General features: G+C 46.5%; 16 protein-coding genes. 12 read left to right on the forward strand and 4 right to left on the reverse strand.

Annotated features, from left to right (window positions below; genetic code table 11):
* Nucleotides 1-66: 66 nt before the first annotated feature.
* From MHH76_RS02890 to MHH76_RS02905, 4 genes are all read left to right on the forward strand, one after another.
* Nucleotides 67-993 carry an ABC transporter ATP-binding protein gene (locus MHH76_RS02890; RefSeq protein WP_043054077.1) on the forward strand — a complete coding sequence of 309 codons (927 nt, stop codon included), beginning with the start codon at nt 67-69 and terminating at the stop codon, nt 991-993.
* The gene (locus MHH76_RS02895; protein ID WP_023857879.1) at nt 986-1,753 is read left to right on the forward strand and encodes an ABC transporter permease; all 768 of its coding nucleotides are present in this window, start codon (nt 986-988) and stop codon (nt 1,751-1,753) included. The genes MHH76_RS02890 and MHH76_RS02895 overlap by 8 nt, the downstream gene beginning before the upstream one ends.
* A gap of 121 nt (nt 1,754-1,874) precedes the next feature.
* The gene (locus tag MHH76_RS02900) at nt 1,875-2,213 is read left to right on the forward strand and encodes a hypothetical protein (protein ID WP_023857878.1); all 339 of its coding nucleotides are present in this window, start codon (nt 1,875-1,877) and stop codon (nt 2,211-2,213) included.
* 124 nt (nt 2,214-2,337) lie between these two features.
* Complete coding sequence (locus MHH76_RS02905; protein ID WP_026580583.1) at nt 2,338-3,486, forward strand: acyl-CoA dehydrogenase family protein; 1,149 nt, start codon at nt 2,338-2,340, stop codon at nt 3,484-3,486.
* A 36-nt stretch (nt 3,487-3,522) separates the two neighbouring features.
* On the opposite strand, the gene fbpB is transcribed toward MHH76_RS02905, so the two are convergent.
* The 3 genes from fbpB to MHH76_RS02920 all read right to left on the reverse strand — a co-directional run bounded on the left by fbpB (nt 3,523) and on the right by MHH76_RS02920 (nt 4,573).
* Nucleotides 3,523-3,678 (reverse strand): Fur-regulated basic protein FbpB, encoded by a 156-nt coding sequence (gene fbpB, locus MHH76_RS02910; RefSeq protein WP_023857876.1) that lies wholly within the window; start codon nt 3,676-3,678, stop codon nt 3,523-3,525.
* A 2-nt stretch (nt 3,679-3,680) separates the two neighbouring features.
* Nucleotides 3,681-3,839 carry a Fur-regulated basic protein FbpA gene (fbpA, locus tag MHH76_RS02915; RefSeq protein ID WP_023857875.1) on the reverse strand — a complete coding sequence of 53 codons (159 nt, stop codon included), beginning with the start codon at nt 3,837-3,839 and terminating at the stop codon, nt 3,681-3,683.
* 413 nt (nt 3,840-4,252) lie between these two features.
* A complete protein-coding gene (locus MHH76_RS02920) occupies nt 4,253-4,573 on the reverse strand; it encodes a thioredoxin family protein (RefSeq protein ID WP_003179104.1) in 321 nt (106 codons plus the stop codon).
* 160 nt (nt 4,574-4,733) lie between these two features.
* Here MHH76_RS02920 and MHH76_RS02925 point away from each other — a divergent pair, with 160 nt between their 5' ends.
* The 6 genes from MHH76_RS02925 (at nt 4,734) to MHH76_RS02950 (ending at nt 11,958) form a co-directional block, all read left to right on the forward strand.
* Entirely contained in the window at nt 4,734-5,819 is a 1,086-nt protein-coding gene (locus MHH76_RS02925) for a D-alanine--D-alanine ligase (protein ID WP_043054078.1), read from the forward strand.
* A gap of 116 nt (nt 5,820-5,935) precedes the next feature.
* A complete protein-coding gene (gene murF, locus MHH76_RS02930; protein ID WP_043054079.1) occupies nt 5,936-7,306 on the forward strand; it encodes a UDP-N-acetylmuramoyl-tripeptide--D-alanyl-D-alanine ligase in 1,371 nt (456 codons plus the stop codon).
* A gap of 65 nt (nt 7,307-7,371) precedes the next feature.
* Complete coding sequence (locus MHH76_RS02935; protein WP_023857871.1) at nt 7,372-8,082, forward strand: alpha/beta fold hydrolase; 711 nt, start codon at nt 7,372-7,374, stop codon at nt 8,080-8,082.
* Nucleotides 8,083-8,428: 346 nt separating this feature from the next.
* Entirely contained in the window at nt 8,429-9,892 is a 1,464-nt protein-coding gene (locus MHH76_RS02940) for a DEAD/DEAH box helicase (protein ID WP_023857870.1), read from the forward strand.
* Nucleotides 9,893-10,004: 112 nt separating this feature from the next.
* Nucleotides 10,005-10,484 carry a PH domain-containing protein gene (locus MHH76_RS02945; protein WP_035337159.1) on the forward strand — a complete coding sequence of 160 codons (480 nt, stop codon included), beginning with the start codon at nt 10,005-10,007 and terminating at the stop codon, nt 10,482-10,484.
* Complete coding sequence (locus MHH76_RS02950; RefSeq protein WP_043054080.1) at nt 10,474-11,958, forward strand: PH domain-containing protein; 1,485 nt, start codon at nt 10,474-10,476, stop codon at nt 11,956-11,958. Before MHH76_RS02945 ends, MHH76_RS02950 begins: the two co-directional genes overlap by 11 nt.
* Here MHH76_RS02950 and MHH76_RS02955 read toward each other — a convergent pair.
* A complete protein-coding gene (locus tag MHH76_RS02955; protein ID WP_020450255.1) occupies nt 11,955-12,554 on the reverse strand; it encodes a rhomboid family intramembrane serine protease in 600 nt (199 codons plus the stop codon). The two genes, MHH76_RS02950 and MHH76_RS02955, sit on opposite strands and share 4 nt — an antisense overlap.
* Nucleotides 12,555-12,897: 343 nt before the next feature.
* Here MHH76_RS02955 and MHH76_RS02960 point away from each other — a divergent pair, with 343 nt between their 5' ends.
* Nucleotides 12,898-13,857: an outer membrane lipoprotein carrier protein LolA gene (locus tag MHH76_RS02960; RefSeq protein WP_165395380.1), complete on the forward strand. Its 960-nt coding sequence runs from the start codon at nt 12,898-12,900 to the stop codon at nt 13,855-13,857.
* A gap of 225 nt (nt 13,858-14,082) precedes the next feature.
* Complete coding sequence (alr, locus tag MHH76_RS02965) at nt 14,083-15,252, forward strand: alanine racemase (protein WP_023857864.1); 1,170 nt, start codon at nt 14,083-14,085, stop codon at nt 15,250-15,252.
* The last annotated feature ends 62 nt before the right edge of the window (nt 15,253-15,314 follow it).

Here is a 15,314-nt window from a genome sequence, read left to right on the forward strand (position 1 = left end):
AAAAATGATATAATCAAACAGTGCCTTTTCGGCACTGTTTATTTTTTTGGGAAAGAGGAGGGGGCTATGACAAAGCAGCCTGTTTTACATATAGAAAATGTTGATAAAATCATAGACGGCAAAACGATATTGAAGGATATCCGCTTAACGGCGAATGAAGGGGAGATCATCGGCCTGCTTGGTCCGAACGGATCAGGAAAAACGACCCTCATTAAATTGATCACCGGGTTAATTAAAATGAAGAGCGGATCAATTGTCATAAACGGCTTTCCGATTGACCGCCAATTTGAAAAAGCGATCCGATCGGTCGGAGCCATCGTTGAAAATCCTGAATTTTATCCGTATCTGACAGGCTATGAAAACCTGAAACACTACGCAAATATGCACGCTGGAATCGGTCGGGATAGACTGGCGGAAGTGATCAGCAGGGTCGGGCTAGAAGATGCCGCAGAAGACAAGGTCAAAACATACTCGCTCGGGATGAAACAGCGCCTCGGTATTGCCCAGGCGATTCTTCACCGTCCGAAGCTGCTGATTTTGGACGAGCCGACGAACGGATTGGACCCGGCGGGAATGAAAGATTTCCGCGAGCATCTGCGTGAGCTTGCCGAAGAAGAAGGAACGGCGATCCTGTTTGCGACCCACTTGCTGAAGGAAGTGGAAGATTTGTGCGATCGGGTCGTCATTCTTCAACAAGGGAAAATCAAATCAACCGTCGTCCTCAATGATGCAGATGAAAAGCAGGAAAAGGCGATGCTGGAGGTACAGCCCTATGACAAAGCGCTTCAGTGGCTGAAAGACCAGGGATACGAAGCCCGCGCCGAAAAAGGTTTGCTCGCCGTAAAGGTCGCGAAAGCGCAAATTCCTGCTTTAAATCAACAGCTTGTCGCCAATGAGATTGACGTCTATTCGATCGCTCCGTTTAAGCAGTCTCTTGAGGATGAATATATGGCGCGGACGAATGGAACGGAAGAGAGGAATACTGATGTTTAAACTGATTCAAAACGAGCATGTTAAATTGCTGAAGCGAAAAGTAACATTTGTATCGCTGGCGCTGATCGCAGTCTTTCAATTTCTCCTCGCGCTCATAACGAAAAGAATCCTGATGAGCGCCGGGACAGAGGATCATTTCATCGGCTATTTTTCATTCACCCCAAACCTGAATATCCTCTTGCAGGGGCTTTCGATTGTGGTGGCGGCTTCAATTATATCTTTTGAATATGATAAAAAGACGATCAAATTTTTGCTGATCCGCCCTGTCAGAAGAGAAAAAATTCTTGTTTCAAAATACGTGACGAGCGTGCTCGCAAGCATTTGGCTCTTTATCATTTACTACGGATTTTCTTTATTGTTCGGTCTGCTCTTTTTCGGCGTGAAGCTCGACGAAAAAGCGGAGCCGCTCTTTATCAATACGGTGACAATGATCGGTACGCAGTGGTTTGAAGTATGGATGATGGTTTCCTTTGCGTTTTTATGCTCTGCATTGTTTAAAAGCAGCGCGCTCAGCATCATGGTGTCGATCGTCGTGCTGTACGGCGCCAAAATGCTTGTGACGATCATGTCTTATTTGGAAAAACCGCTCGGTAAATTTTTGTTGTTCGCTAATACTGATTTAACGCAATACGCCGGTGAGGCCAAGCCGCTTTTTAGCGGGATGACGCCTTTGTTTTCACTCGTCATCGTCTTTCTCCATCTCGTGTTTTTTCTCGGAACGGCGTGGTGGGCCTTTTGTAAACGCGATATGAAAGTATAAAATATTTTGTCTAAAGTGTGACAAAAGGAATGACATTTTTGTGAAATATGTCGTAATTACCGTGTGAATTTCCTATTCTAAATTATAATTTTAGGATAAGGGAATGGGGGATGAGACATCCATGAAAAAATTTATTACGGCATTGCCGATTGTATTGCTGTTGTCATTTTCATTTGTTTCTTTTGCCTTTAATTTCGATCATCTTGTCTATTTTAGACTTGCGCTCGGGCTCTTTTCGCTCGCAGGTTTGTTTCTGCTATATAAATTGAAAAACGGCGTCCGCTTCTTTATGGCGTATCTTTATGGAAGCTGGGTCGTGCTGGCCGGAATCGCCGCATATGAAGAACCGCTTTTTTCCGATTTCTTCTTCGGCGGTCTCACGATCACGATGGGCTACTTAACCTACATGCTGATTTATCTCGGTATGAAGGTTGACCGTCGCGGCGGTCAAGCCGTTTAGTCAAAAGCGCACCTCGCTGAAGGTGCGCTTTTTTGTTTTGCCAAGGGTATCATTTGCACAACAAGCCGTGAACGAACTATAATACTTATTAAATCTATCGGAATTTGGTCAGGAGGATGCCGGTGTGTGTTCAATATTTGTGAAAACGGAAAGGCAGCAGGAATGGCTCGGTAAAATCGGGAAACTGGCGGATGAATTTGAGAAAACAGCAGCGTATTATGACGAACATGCCCAATTTCCCGCAGAACATATTCAAAAGCTGCGGGATTCAGGCTACACAGCGCTGACGGTCGGAAAAGAATACGGGGGAGAAGGCATTTCACTCTACGATATGCTTTTGTTTCAGGAACGGCTTGCCAAAGGAGACGGACCGACAGCTCTCAGCATCGGCTGGCACTTGAGCGTGATGGGAGAACTGGCGGAAGGAAACAGCTGGGACCGGCATGTGTTTTCATCGATTTCACATGAAGCATTAAAGGGCGCGCTGATCAACAGAGCTGCAAGTGAAGCGCAGACGGGAAGCCCGACAAGAGGAGGACGCCCCGGAACCCATGCGGTTAAAAAGAATGGCGGATGGATTGTAAACGGACGTAAAACATTTACAACGATGTCTCCGGTTCTCGACTACTTTCTTGTCACCGCTTGGATTGAAGAGAAGCAAACGATTGGCGTTTTCTTGATCCATAAAGATGCGGAAGGCTTGGCAATAGAAGAAACGTGGGATATGGCGGCGATGAGGGGTACGGGAAGCCACGATTTGGTGCTGACCGATGTCCGTCTCGACGAATCCATGCTTGTCGAGCTGTTGGCGGGTAAAAGAACGGATAAAGTCAACGGCTGGCTGCTTCATATACCGGCTGTTTATCTAGGTATCGCGCAAGCAGCGAGAGATTATGCCGTCCAATTTGCAAAAGACTATCAGCCGAACAGTTTGAAAGGTCCGATTAAAGAAGTGCCTGCTGTTCAGCGTCATATCGGCGAAATCGATTTGGAACTCATGAAAGCCCGCCACTTTATGTATCATGTCGCAGAGCTTTATGATGACCCGGAGCGCCGCGCCTTTTTAACAGGTGAGCTTGGAGCGGTTAAACATACAGTAACGAATACGGCCATTGCTGTCGTAGACAGGGCGATGAGAGTCGTCGGAGCGAAGAGTCTGGCGAGAACGAACCCGCTCCAAAGATTCTATCGCGATGTCCGGGCGGGCCTCCACAATCCGCCGATGGATGATGCGACAATCGGCAAGCTTGCTGGTATTGCATTCAGTGAATAGTAAAAAAGAAGCCGTTCAAAATGAGCGGCTTCTTTTTTAAGTTTGTTTTGCTTTAGACATTGCCAAAAGGCGGTTCTCGTGTCTGCGGTCGATCTTGTCATAAATGACTTCCATTTCTTTCGGGTTCTTGGCGATTTCTTTCTTATATTCTTCGACAAGCTGATGAAAGGTTTTAATCTTCCGTTTTGACATGATTATCCGCCTTTCTTGTTGGATTGGTATTCGCTTTCGAGTTCGCTTAAAGACAATTCGTAAAGGTGGCGCTCTTCTTTTTTATATATGCCAAGCTGGATAAGCCGCTGAATGAGTTGTTTCTTTCTCATTTCCACCGCTTTCTTTAATTGAGGGGCCATGTGATCACCTCGTCAACCATTAGTGATATTGATAATCATTATCAATAAAGGATATTATACTAAATAGTATCACCAAATGTAAAGAGACATCCTTAAAATAATATTGAAAGAAATTGAAAAATATGAATTATTATCCAAAAACGTATATAAAAAAAGAAGCCGACAAGGGCTTCACAACTAGAAAAAATAATTGCAAAATAGGAACAAAAAACATTCTACCTGAATATAAAAAACGAATCAAGAACTTTTTGCGAAATTTCGACATTTTCGTTTCCCGGGAAATACTCGTGTCGAATTATTAATGAAAGCTCACTTTTATGAAACAAATATTGCTGCTGTCCCGTCTTGTATAAAAAGGACATGGGCGCTCCCATGTCCTGCGGTTCAGACAAAAAATCAGAACTTTAAACGAATTAGCTAATATGTTCAGCCAGGAACTCGTTCACTTCTTCAGGTGTTTTGGCATTTGCGCTGTGAAGGTGACCCGTTTTTTCGCCGTTTTTGAAAATCAACAGGCTTGGAATGCCCATGACCTGATACTTATCGGCAAGTTCAGGAAGATCGTCTTTATTCAGCTCATACCAGTCATTTTCCTGATAAGCCTCAAGAATGTCTCCAATGAACATGTTCATGCGTGTGCAGTCCGGGCACCAGTCAGCATAAAATTTGACGATGATTTCTTTATCGGATTGGATCAGTTCATTAAATTGTGCTTCTGTTGTGATTTTTTTCAATTGCAACCTCTCCTTTTCAATGCCATTTTAATATAAAATGAAAAGGATTTACATACAAATGCTTTTTATATGCTGTTTTTAGACCGTATTAAAATAATTAGATCATTTTCCCGGGAAAGTGATAAGATAGTAAAGATGAATCCAGTGGGGGGAGTACGAATTGAAGACAAGATTAGGATTGGTATACGGCGGAAAATCAGCGGAGCATAACGTTTCTCTGCAAACCGCGCTGGCCGTCACGAAAGCATTAGATACTGAAAAATTTGATATACACCCGATTTATATAACAGAAAAAGGCGAGTGGGTGAGAGGGCCGCAACTGACAGAACCGGTTTCAAATGTGAAAATGCTTCAGTTTGAACAGACGGGCCAGACATTTTCTCCGGCATTGCTGAACCGCGATATGTTTCCGGGCGAAGCTGATGTAAAAGAAGACTCGATTGATGTTGTTTTCCCGCTTTTGCACGGACCGAATGGGGAAGACGGCACCATTCAAGGCATGCTTGAACTATTGAATGTGCCATATGTGGGCAACGGAGTCTTAGCTTCCTCTGCGGGCATGGATAAAGTGGTCATGAAGCATCTGTTTGCACAGGCAGGGCTTGACCAGGCGAAATACGTTTCATTTGTGAAAAAAACATGGAGTCACTCCAAAGAAGAAAGCTATGATCAAGTGGAAGCTGAGCTTGGTTATCCGTGCTTCGTAAAACCGGCTAACCTTGGATCAAGCGTCGGGATCAGCAAATGCAGAAACCGTGAAGAGCTTGACCAAGCCTTTGGGCTTGCATTTCAATATGACCGGAAAATTGTCGTTGAAGAGGGCGTCATCGGCCGCGAAATAGAACTCGGCGTTCTGGGGAATGATGAACCTGTCTGCTCAGTCGCGGGGGAAATCGCTCCGAAGAAAGATTTTTATGACTATAAAGCAAAATATGAAGACGGCGACACTGATTTGATTATTCCGGCTTCCCTGACAGAGGACGAATACGAAACAATGCGCAGCATGGCGGTCAAAGCGTTTCAGGCGATTGACGGCTCAGGCCTTGTGAGAGCGGACTTTTTCCTTACAAACGAAGGCAGGGTCCTGATCAATGAAGTCAATACGATGCCGGGATTCACACCGTTCAGCATGTTCCCGCTTCTCTGGAAGCAATCAGGGGTTGAGTATGCTGAACTGATTGAAAAACTTGTCGCTTTGGCAATCGATCGGCACGAAGAAAAACAGCAGATCAAACATACATTTTAACGGGACGGAGCGGACCGAATCCGGGGGAAAGCGGTTCGCCCTTATATACAGCTGCAGACACTATCCTTATTTGTGGTAGTGTCTCTTTTCCTTGCTGGAGAAAGAGAGGGACATACATGATAACGAGAACGGTAAAAGAAATTGCTGAAATGTCGGAAGGCGTTTTGACGAATGAAGCTTTTGAAGGGCGTCTCGTCAAAGGCGTCTCAACCGATTCGAGAAAACTGGCGAAAGACCAACTGTTTATTCCGCTTGCAGGCGAGCGGTTCAATGGTCACGTTTTTGCAGAGCAGGCTTTTCAGGAAGGCGTCGCAGCCGTGCTGTGGAACCGGAGCGAACCGAATCCTCCGGAAGGGAAGCCGGTCATTTTAGTTGACGATACGCTGGAAGCGCTGCAGAAGCTTGCGAAGGCATACAGGCATCAGCTGGACGTGAAAATCGTCGGCGTGACCGGTTCAAATGGGAAAACGACGACAAAAGACATGATTCATGCTGTGTTGGGCACCGAGTATAAAGTGCATAAGACAGAAGGAAACTATAATAACCACATCGGCCTGCCCCTGACGATTCTGGCGATGCCGGAAGATACGGAAATCGCCATTTTGGAGATGGGGATGAGCGCCAAAGGGGAAATTGATTTTCTGACACGTCTGGCGCGTCCTGATATCGCCGTCATCACAAACATCGGCGAATCGCACCTCCTTGAACTCGGATCAAGAGAAGGAATTGCAGAGGCAAAGCTCGAAATTGTCAATGGGCTTTCAAAAGAGGGCACACTCATTTATATCGGAGATGAACCGCTGCTCGCCGAAAGGCTGAACCAGCCGCCTTACGAGACAAAGACGTTTGGAGAGGATCCGGCTTTCGACTATCAGCTTGAGGATATGACGCAGACGGAAGAGGGCACGGCATTCCGCGTCAGAGGGATCGAAAACCGGTTCTTCATCCCGGTGCTCGGAAAGCATAATGTGAAAAACGCTTTAGCTGCGATTGCGGCCGGAGACCTTCTGAATGTCAGCAGGACTCATATTGCAGAAGGGCTGACGAAACTGAAAGTGACCGGTATGCGGCTTGAGCTTGTAAAGACACGGGCCGGCGTTGCGATCATTAATGACGCCTATAATGCAAGTCCGACATCGATGAAAGCTGCGATCGAGCTTGTCGACCAGATGAAGGGATACGGCAAGAAAATGCTCGTTCTCGGCGATATGCTGGAGCTCGGCGAAGGAGAGAAAGCGTTTCATGAAGACATCGGGCAGGCAGTCAATCCGGACTCAATCGACTTTTTATTTACGTACGGGGATCTCGGTGCATATATTGCAAAAGGGGCGCTTAAACATTTTCCCGAACACCGCGTCCTTCATTTCAACCCGGAAAACAAAGACGGTTTGAAAAAGATATTGAAAGAAAAAGCGAATACAGGGGATCTGATCCTTGTCAAAGCGTCCAGAGGCATGCGTCTTGAGGATGTTATAAAAGATTTGTAAGGGAACATTGAATCATAAAGTCGTTTTTTATGTGATCATCAGTAAAAGAAAACGGGTGAATGGTCATGATAGGATGTTTATGCATTCACGGATTTACCGGAGCACCGTATGAATTGGAACCGCTGGCTTCTCATTTAAAACAAACGGCCGATTGGCGAGTCGAAATGATCACGCTGCCCGGGCACGGGGAGATGCCGGTTTTAAAAGGCGTCTGTTTTCAGGAATGGATCGCTTGCGCAGAAGTGGAGCTTGTCCGTTTGTTGAAAACGTGTGATACGGTATTTTTAATCGGATTTTCAATGGGCGGGATGATTGCCGCCTATTTAGCCGGAAAATATCCGGTCAGCCGCCTTGTCCTGTTGAGCGCGGCTGCCCAGTACATCAGCCCGGGACAGCTGATCCAGGATTTGAAGAATGTGATCAAAGATTCTTTGCAAGGCAAGCTTGAGGATAATCTGCTTTACAAAAGGTACAAACAAAAGCTGACAAGCACCCCGGTGTCTTCAGCATTTCAGTTTCGCAAGCTCGTTAAGATGACAAAGCCTGCTTTGAAAAACCTCCGCATCCCTGTGCTCATTGTTCAGGGGGAATGCGATTCAATCGTGCCGCTGTCAAGCGCGTATTATCTTTATGAAACCATACCTTCCGAAGAGAAAGAGCTGTGCCTCTTGCCGGAATCCAAGCACCATGTCTGCCTTGAAGAAAACTCCGCTGTCCTCTTTCAAACCGTTGAGGCGTTTCTCAAAAAAACGCCGATTGAATCCATAAAAAAATAAATAATTGAACGGCAATCTGCAAAAAATAATCGGGGATGCGGGCAGAGAAAAATGAGTGTATGCTGTCGAAAGCCGCACAAGCCTGTGTTACAATGTGTAAAAGACGTCAACAGGCGGGCTTGACGTTTCGCGGACGGTTGTCCCAGAGGTCTATAGATGGCTGCCGAACCGGCGAGAGAGCACACTGCTCATTTTCATCTTGTTGAAAAACGTATAACGGAATGGTAATATAACATGTAAAGTAATTCGGGCTTTGCATAAGTATGGACCTGTCCTTTGCACAAAGGGCAGTTTTTATTGATAAAACACGATTACTGAAACAGTAAGCAGAAGGAGTTTGAATACATTGACAATAACGTTTCAAGATTTTCAATTAAGTTCTGATCTCACAAAAGCGATCAAGCGTATGGGATTTGAAGAGGCAACACCGATTCAGGCACAAACGATTCCGCTCGGCCTTGCAAATAAAGATGTGATCGGACAAGCGCAAACGGGAACAGGAAAAACGGCTGCATTTGGCATCCCCCTTGTTGAGAAAATCAACCCCGAGTCTCCTAACATTCAAGCCATTGTTATCGCACCTACTCGTGAATTAGCCATTCAAGTTTCTGAAGAGCTATATAAAATTGGACAGGATAAACGCGCTCGCGTGCTGCCGATTTACGGTGGACAGGATATCGGACGCCAGATTCGCGCGCTTAAGAAAAATCCTCATATTATCGTCGGAACACCTGGCCGTTTGCTTGACCATATCAACCGCCGCACAATGCGTCTTCAAACAGTGAACACCGTTGTGCTTGATGAAGCGGATGAAATGCTGAACATGGGATTCATCGAAGATATCGAATCCATCCTTTCCAATGTGCCCGCTGAGCATCAAACATTGCTGTTTTCTGCAACAATGCCTGCTCCGATTAAACGGATTGCAGAACGTTTCATGACCAACCCGGAGCACGTGAAAGTGAAAGCGAAGGAAATGACAGTATCAAACATTCAGCAGTTCTACCTTGAAGTACATGAACGCAAAAAGTTTGATACGCTGACACGTCTTCTTGACATCCAGTCTCCTGAACTGGCGATTGTATTCGGCCGGACAAAGCGCCGCGTCGATGAACTGACAGAAGCGCTTAATCTGCGCGGTTATACAGCTGAAGGAATCCACGGCGATTTGACTCAGGCGAAGCGGATGGTGGCACTCCGGAAATTTAAGCAAGGCGCAATTGAAGTGCTCGTTGCGACAGACGTTGCGGCGCGTGGCCTTGATATTTCAGGGGTAACGCACGTCTACAACTTCGATGTGCCGCAAGATCCTGAAAGCTATGTTCACCGCATCGGAAGAACGGGACGCGCAGGCAAAACAGGAATGGCGATGACCTTCATTACACCGCGCGAAAAAGACATGCTCCGCGCCATCGAGCAGACGACAAAACGCAAAATGGACCGCATGAAAGCACCGACTCTAGATGAGGCGATTGAAGGACAGCAGCAGGTGACGGTTGACCGCCTCCGGACGATCATCGAGGAAAATAACCTGAACTTCTATATGACGGCTGCAGCGGAATTATTGGAAGACCATGATTCTGTGACAGTTGTTGCGGCTGCCATTAAAATGATGACCAAAGAGCCGGACAACACGCCTGTCCGTTTGACGGAAGAGGCTCCGCTCAGAACGAAGCGAAATAAAAGTCACCACCCCCGTTCATCAAAACGCAGAGACGGCGGCGGCTACAGAGGAAAGAACAATCGTTCATCTTATGATAAAAAGCGTTCTTCGAATGACAGACGCCAAAAAAAATCATATAATTCATAATCAAAAGGCGGATCCTTTTTTACGGATTCGCCTTTTTTTAAAAACGAAAGTCTTTATCCGAAACATTTTCAGCCTAAGACCGTAAATAGAACTAGATTGGGGGAATCGAGTTTTGAGAAGCGAGCCGAAAAATCAAATAAGCCGCGATGGCGTAAAAGTCTGGAGAATTACAGCTTGTATCACATCATTCGTTTTAATGCTGGCTGCAGCAGGCCTTGTTGCCGCAGGGTTGATATTTAAATGGCCGGTATGGATCGGCATTTTGTCAGCAGCCGTTTGGCTGGTGATTTCATTTGTCATCATTATTATTATTCCGAATATCCGCCACAGAATATGGCGCTACGAAGTCCATGAGAACGAAATCGATATTCAGCACGGCATCTTTGTGGTGACCCGCGTGATCGTTCCGATGGTCAGAGTCCAGCATGTTGATACATCGCAGGGCCCCATCCTCAGAAAATATAATCTCGCCTCCGTGCAAATTTCAACAGCCGCGACGACCCATTCCATTCCCGCTCTGGATGTTGAAGAGGCGGATCAGCTCAGGGACTCCATTTCCAGGCTGGCAAGGGTGACTGAAGATGATGTCTGAACCGAGACGCATGCACCCCGCCGCCGTCATTCTCAACTTTATCAAAGGCCTTGTTGAGACCGTTAAAAACTTTATCATTCCATTTGGCGTAGTGCTTTTTTTAAATCAGTCGCACACAGTCAAAATGCTGGCGATCGCCGCGGCCGTGCTGTTTTTCATTGCTTTGGTCGTGACGAGCATCATCAAGTGGAGCAAATTTACATACCGTATCGAAGAGGATGAATTGCGAATAGAGGAAGGCCTGATTAATAAGAAAAAAAGGTATATTCCGATCGAACGGATTCAAACGATCAACACGAGCGCAGGCCTCATTCAGCAAATATTCAAGCTGGTGAAGCTTCAAGTCGAAACGGCAAGCGGAGGAACGGAAGCGGAAGTTTCCTTGGTCGCCATTACCCAGGCAGAAGCCGAACGTATTCAGCAAGCGCTTTTCGAAAGGAAAAAAGCGGCGGAAAGCACTGGAGCCGATGTCACGGATCCGCAGGAAGAGACTGCTGCAGAGGCGGAGGAAACAGCGGAAGAACCGCAAATGATGTACAAAATGACCGGGCAGGAGCTTTTAACTGCAGCGTCAACATCAAGCGGGATCGGCGTCATTATTTCAGGGGTATTCGCTTTTTTCACTCAAGTCGACGACTTCTTTGATTTGGACTGGCTGTATGACCGTTTTGCTTTTTTGAATAGCGCTGGAGCGACTGTCATCGCCTTAGCTGCTTTTGTTGCCCTTTTCATTGCATGGCTTCTCAGCATTGTCGGGATGCTTTTGAAATACGCGAATTTTACAGTCGTGCGTAAAGAGAAAGAAATCGTCATTTCCAGAGGGCTGATTGAAAAGCATCAAATCACGATTCCGCTGCAGCGGATTCAAGCGATTAAAATTAAGGAGAGTCTGATCAGGCAGCCTTTTGGACTTGCAGCTGTCACGATCGTCAGCGCAGGCGGAAACGTTTTGGAAGAAGATAAATCTGCCGTCCTATTTCCGATTATCAGCAAAAAAATGATCAAACAGCGCCTCGGAGAACTCATTCCGGATTATGCGCCGGAAGACGATTTGAACCGCTTGCCGAAACGCGCACTGCGCCGTTATATCCTGCGCGCATCCTGGACGGTTCTCGCCGTCGTTCCGCTTTCTATTCTGTTTCCGCCGTGGGGCTATTTGTCCGCTGTATTGATTCCTTTTTACTGGATCATCGGCTACTTATCATACCGCGATGCCGGCTGGAAGATCAGCGGCAGCAAAATCATCATGTCATCGCGCTTCATCGGCAGAACAACCGCTGTCATTCAGCGCAGGCGCATGCAGGTGTTCGAAGTCAGCCGCTCGTATTTCCAGCGCAGAAGACAGCTTGTTTCGATTCATACATCAACAAAATCGTCTGCTTTAATGGAGAAGTTTTCGGTGGCTGATGTCGAGGAGAAAGATTCGGACGATATTTTTGCATGGTATTCTTATGAAAAAAGAGTGAACGGTTAAAAGCCGTTCACTCTTTTATTTAACAACGGAGGAGCCAGAGCGAGTCCGCCCAGCAGTCCGAAGATGTGCGCCATGATATTGATATTTTGGTTGACAAACGTCATCAAAACCGAAATGGCGAGGATGGTGACGATGATTTGGGAATTGGCGCTTCCCATCAGCTCTTTTCTAAACAGCACGATGTACAGGTACACGCCGAACAGGCCGAATATCGCTCCCGAAGCGCCGACATGCATATACTCCAGCGGTTCGATGAAATATGTGCCGATATTGCCGATCACTCCTGCCCCGATATAAACGATGAGAAACTTGAGTTTCCCGAGCATTCGTTCCAGCCCGGGAGCAAATAAAAAGATCGACATCGAATTAAAGAGCAGGTGGCCGAACCCGGCGTGAATAAAGATCGGCGTCACAAACCTCCACCATTCTCCATTCGCTATCCCCCAGTTAAATCCAATCAATAAATCAGACCACATCTGTACGGCCGTCAACGGAAGTAAAAAAAGAATCCAGATGGCAAGCTGCAGGGCCAGTATGGCGGATGTGACCGGGTAGAGCCTGATAAACGTCTGAAAATTTTCTGTTCTGATAAACATGCTTATGATTTAAGCCCCTTTACAATGATCTCGTACATATATAGTAACACGTTTATGAACAGGCAGCGGCGATTAGTACGGAGGAGAAAAATGATTTTGAAAGGTTGTCATGCTAGTCTGCATATTGTCTGAGACACGCTCATATATTGGGTAGTGCAATAAGGGAGACGAGTCGTTGCAGGCTTTTATGGTACGCACGCCGATACAGCCGGCCCTGTTCTTATGGCGTACCGTTAAAGTCGAACAAGCGGTTTCTTCCTTTTTACATCAATGATTAAAAAGGGGTTGAAAAAAGGTGAGAAAAAGCTTTGTTTTGCTTTTAACGGGGCTGCTTGTAATCCTTATGCTTTCTGCCTGCGGCCAAAAATCGCAAGAAGATGTTGTGACGGGGCTCGACAAGAAGGCAAAAGAATACACGTCCTATAAGGCAAAAGCGAAAATGACGATTGAAACGGGAAATGAACCGCAGGAGTACAATGTGGAAATCTGGCATAAAAAACCTTCTCTTTACCGGGTCTATTTGGAAAACCCGAAAAAAGACCAGAGCCAGGTGATCTTGCGCAATGAAAACGGCGTGTTTGTTTTGACTCCGTCGCTGAATAAAAGCTTCCGCTTTCACAGCGACTGGCCCAATAACAGCAGCCAAGTATACTTATTCGAATCGCTCGTAAAAGATGTCAAAAATGATGGGGAAGCTTCTTTTTCCGCAAAGGATTCAAAATACATTTTTGAAACGAAAACGAATTATCAGCATAATCAGATGCTGCCGACCCAGGAAATCGTTTTCCATAAAAAGACCATGGCTCCTTCATCGGTTAAAGTGATGGATACGGACCGCAAACCGATGGTAAAGGTTGAGTTTACAAGCTTTGAATTCGATAAGCCGCTCGATAAAGACGCATTTGATGAAAAGAAAAATATGACGCTGTCTCAAATTGACGTAGCGACAAGCGCAGACGTGTCAGACTCTTTCGCCGTCAAAACGCCGCTCGATGTGCCTCAGGGCGTGAAAAAGCTTGAGGAGAAAGAAATGGCGACTGAAGACGGCAAACGAATCGTCATCACATACGGCGGTGAAAAATCCTTTACATTGATTCAGGAAAAAGCCCGCGTCGCCAAAACGTCCACTTCCGTGTCAATGAACGGAGAGCCGGTTGACCTCGGCTTCACGGTCGGCGCACTGACGGATAAATCGTTGTCATGGACTTATGACGGAGTCGACTATTTCATCTCATCAGAAGACCTTTCTCAAGATGAACTTCTGATGGTTGCCAAAAGCATGCAGGGCCAGTCTTCAAAATAGACTGTGCCGTATCCGGCAGCCTGTTTTCCGCCCGGAAGCGGAAAGCAGGCTGTTTTTATATTTCCGGTGCAAGCGTATGTTTTCTACAGTTTTTCCGTAAAATGTATAGCGTGCCAGCAATTTTTCTCTTGTTCTGGGCAGTTGTTCCCGTACAAAATTTCCCTTTCTCCGAACTTTTTAGTATGATGGGAAGGACGATTGAAACAAGGAACAGGAAGTGTCATGATGAGCTTAAAACCATTCTATAGAAAGACATGGGCCGAAATCGATTTAACGGCTTTAAAAGAAAACGTGCGCAATATGAAGCGGCACATCGGCGAGCATGTCCACTTGATGGCCGTCGTTAAAGCGAATGCCTACGGACACGGGGATGCACAGGTAGCGAAGGCGGCTCTTGCAGAAGGGGCGTCCATTCTTGCTGTGGCTTTACTGGATGAAGCGCTTTCGCTGAGAGCGCAGGGGATTGAAGAACCGATTCTTGTCCTCGGCGCAGTGCCGCCCGAATATGCCGGCATTGCCGCGGAAAAGCGCATTACCGTGACGGGCTACTCAGCCGGCTGGCTGAAAGACGTGCTCGGTTTTCTCGGTGAGACCGAAGCTCCTCTTGAATATCATTTGAAGATCGACACGGGCATGGGCCGCCTTGGCTGCAAAACGGAAGAAGAGATCAAAGAAATGATGGAGATGACCGAATCGAGCGATAAACTCAATTGTACGGGCGTGTTCACTCATTTCGCGACGGCGGACGAAAAGGATACCGATTATTTCGACATGCAGCTTGACCGCTTTAAAGAACTGATCAGCCCTCTCCCGCTTGACCGTTTAATGGTGCATTCGTCAAACAGCGCCGCGGGTCTGCGCTTCAGGGAACAGCTCTTTAATGCCGTCCGCTTCGGCATCGGCATGTACGGTTTGGCGCCGTCAACCGAAATAAAAGACGAGCTGCCGTTTCGTCTGCGGGAAGTGTTTTCGCTTCATACCGAACTCACCCATGTGAAAAAAATTAAAAAAGGCGAGAGCGTCAGCTACGGGGCGACATATACGGCCAAACGCGACGAATGGATCGGGACAGTTCCCGTCGGGTATGCTGATGGATGGCTGAGGCGCCTGGCCGGGACGGAAGTGCTGATCGACGGAAAACGCCAAAAAATAGCAGGGAGAATCTGCATGGACCAGTTCATGATTTCCCTCGCCGAAGAATACCCTGTCGGCACAAAGGTTACCTTGATCGGGAAGCAAAAAGACGAATGGATTTCAGTCGACGAAATCGCCCAACATTTGCAGACGATCAATTATGAAATTACCTGTATGATAAGTTCAAGGGTGCCCCGTATGTTTTTGGAAAATGGGAGTATAATGGAAATAAGGAATCCGATCTTGCCTGATCAATCCTGAAAATTGATGAATTAGCGGAAAAACAACTTTGCTTGCGAAAAGAATAATGATATCATTATGGA

Origin of the sequence: Bacillus sp. FSL L8-0193 (assembly GCF_037976065.1) — a bacterium.
GTDB classification, from domain to species: Bacteria; Bacillota; Bacilli; order Bacillales; family Bacillaceae; genus Bacillus; species Bacillus paralicheniformis.

Bases quoted from the DNA above. Each gene is read 5' to 3' on its own strand.
- fbpB (WP_023857876.1), bottom strand. From the start codon at position 3,678: ATGTCAAAACGGAAGATTAAAACCTTTCATCAGCTTGTCGAAGAATAT.
- MHH76_RS02955 (WP_020450255.1), bottom strand. From the start codon at position 12,554: ATGTTTATCAGAACAGAAAATTTTCAGACGTTTATCAGGCTCTACCCG.
- MHH76_RS02950 (WP_043054080.1), top strand. From the start codon at position 10,474: ATGATGTCTGAACCGAGACGCATGCACCCCGCCGCCGTCATTCTCAAC.
- fbpA (WP_023857875.1), bottom strand. From the start codon at position 3,839: ATGGCCCCTCAATTAAAGAAAGCGGTGGAAATGAGAAAGAAACAACTC.
- murF (WP_043054079.1), top strand. From the start codon at position 5,936: ATGATAACGAGAACGGTAAAAGAAATTGCTGAAATGTCGGAAGGCGTT.
- alr (WP_023857864.1), top strand. From the start codon at position 14,083: ATGAGCTTAAAACCATTCTATAGAAAGACATGGGCCGAAATCGATTTA.
- MHH76_RS02900 (WP_023857878.1), top strand. From the start codon at position 1,875: ATGAAAAAATTTATTACGGCATTGCCGATTGTATTGCTGTTGTCATTT.
- MHH76_RS02935 (WP_023857871.1), top strand. From the start codon at position 7,372: ATGATAGGATGTTTATGCATTCACGGATTTACCGGAGCACCGTATGAA.
- MHH76_RS02890 (WP_043054077.1), top strand. From the start codon at position 67: ATGACAAAGCAGCCTGTTTTACATATAGAAAATGTTGATAAAATCATA.
- MHH76_RS02960 (WP_165395380.1), top strand. From the start codon at position 12,898: ATGCTTTCTGCCTGCGGCCAAAAATCGCAAGAAGATGTTGTGACGGGG.
- MHH76_RS02895 (WP_023857879.1), top strand. From the start codon at position 986: ATGTTTAAACTGATTCAAAACGAGCATGTTAAATTGCTGAAGCGAAAA.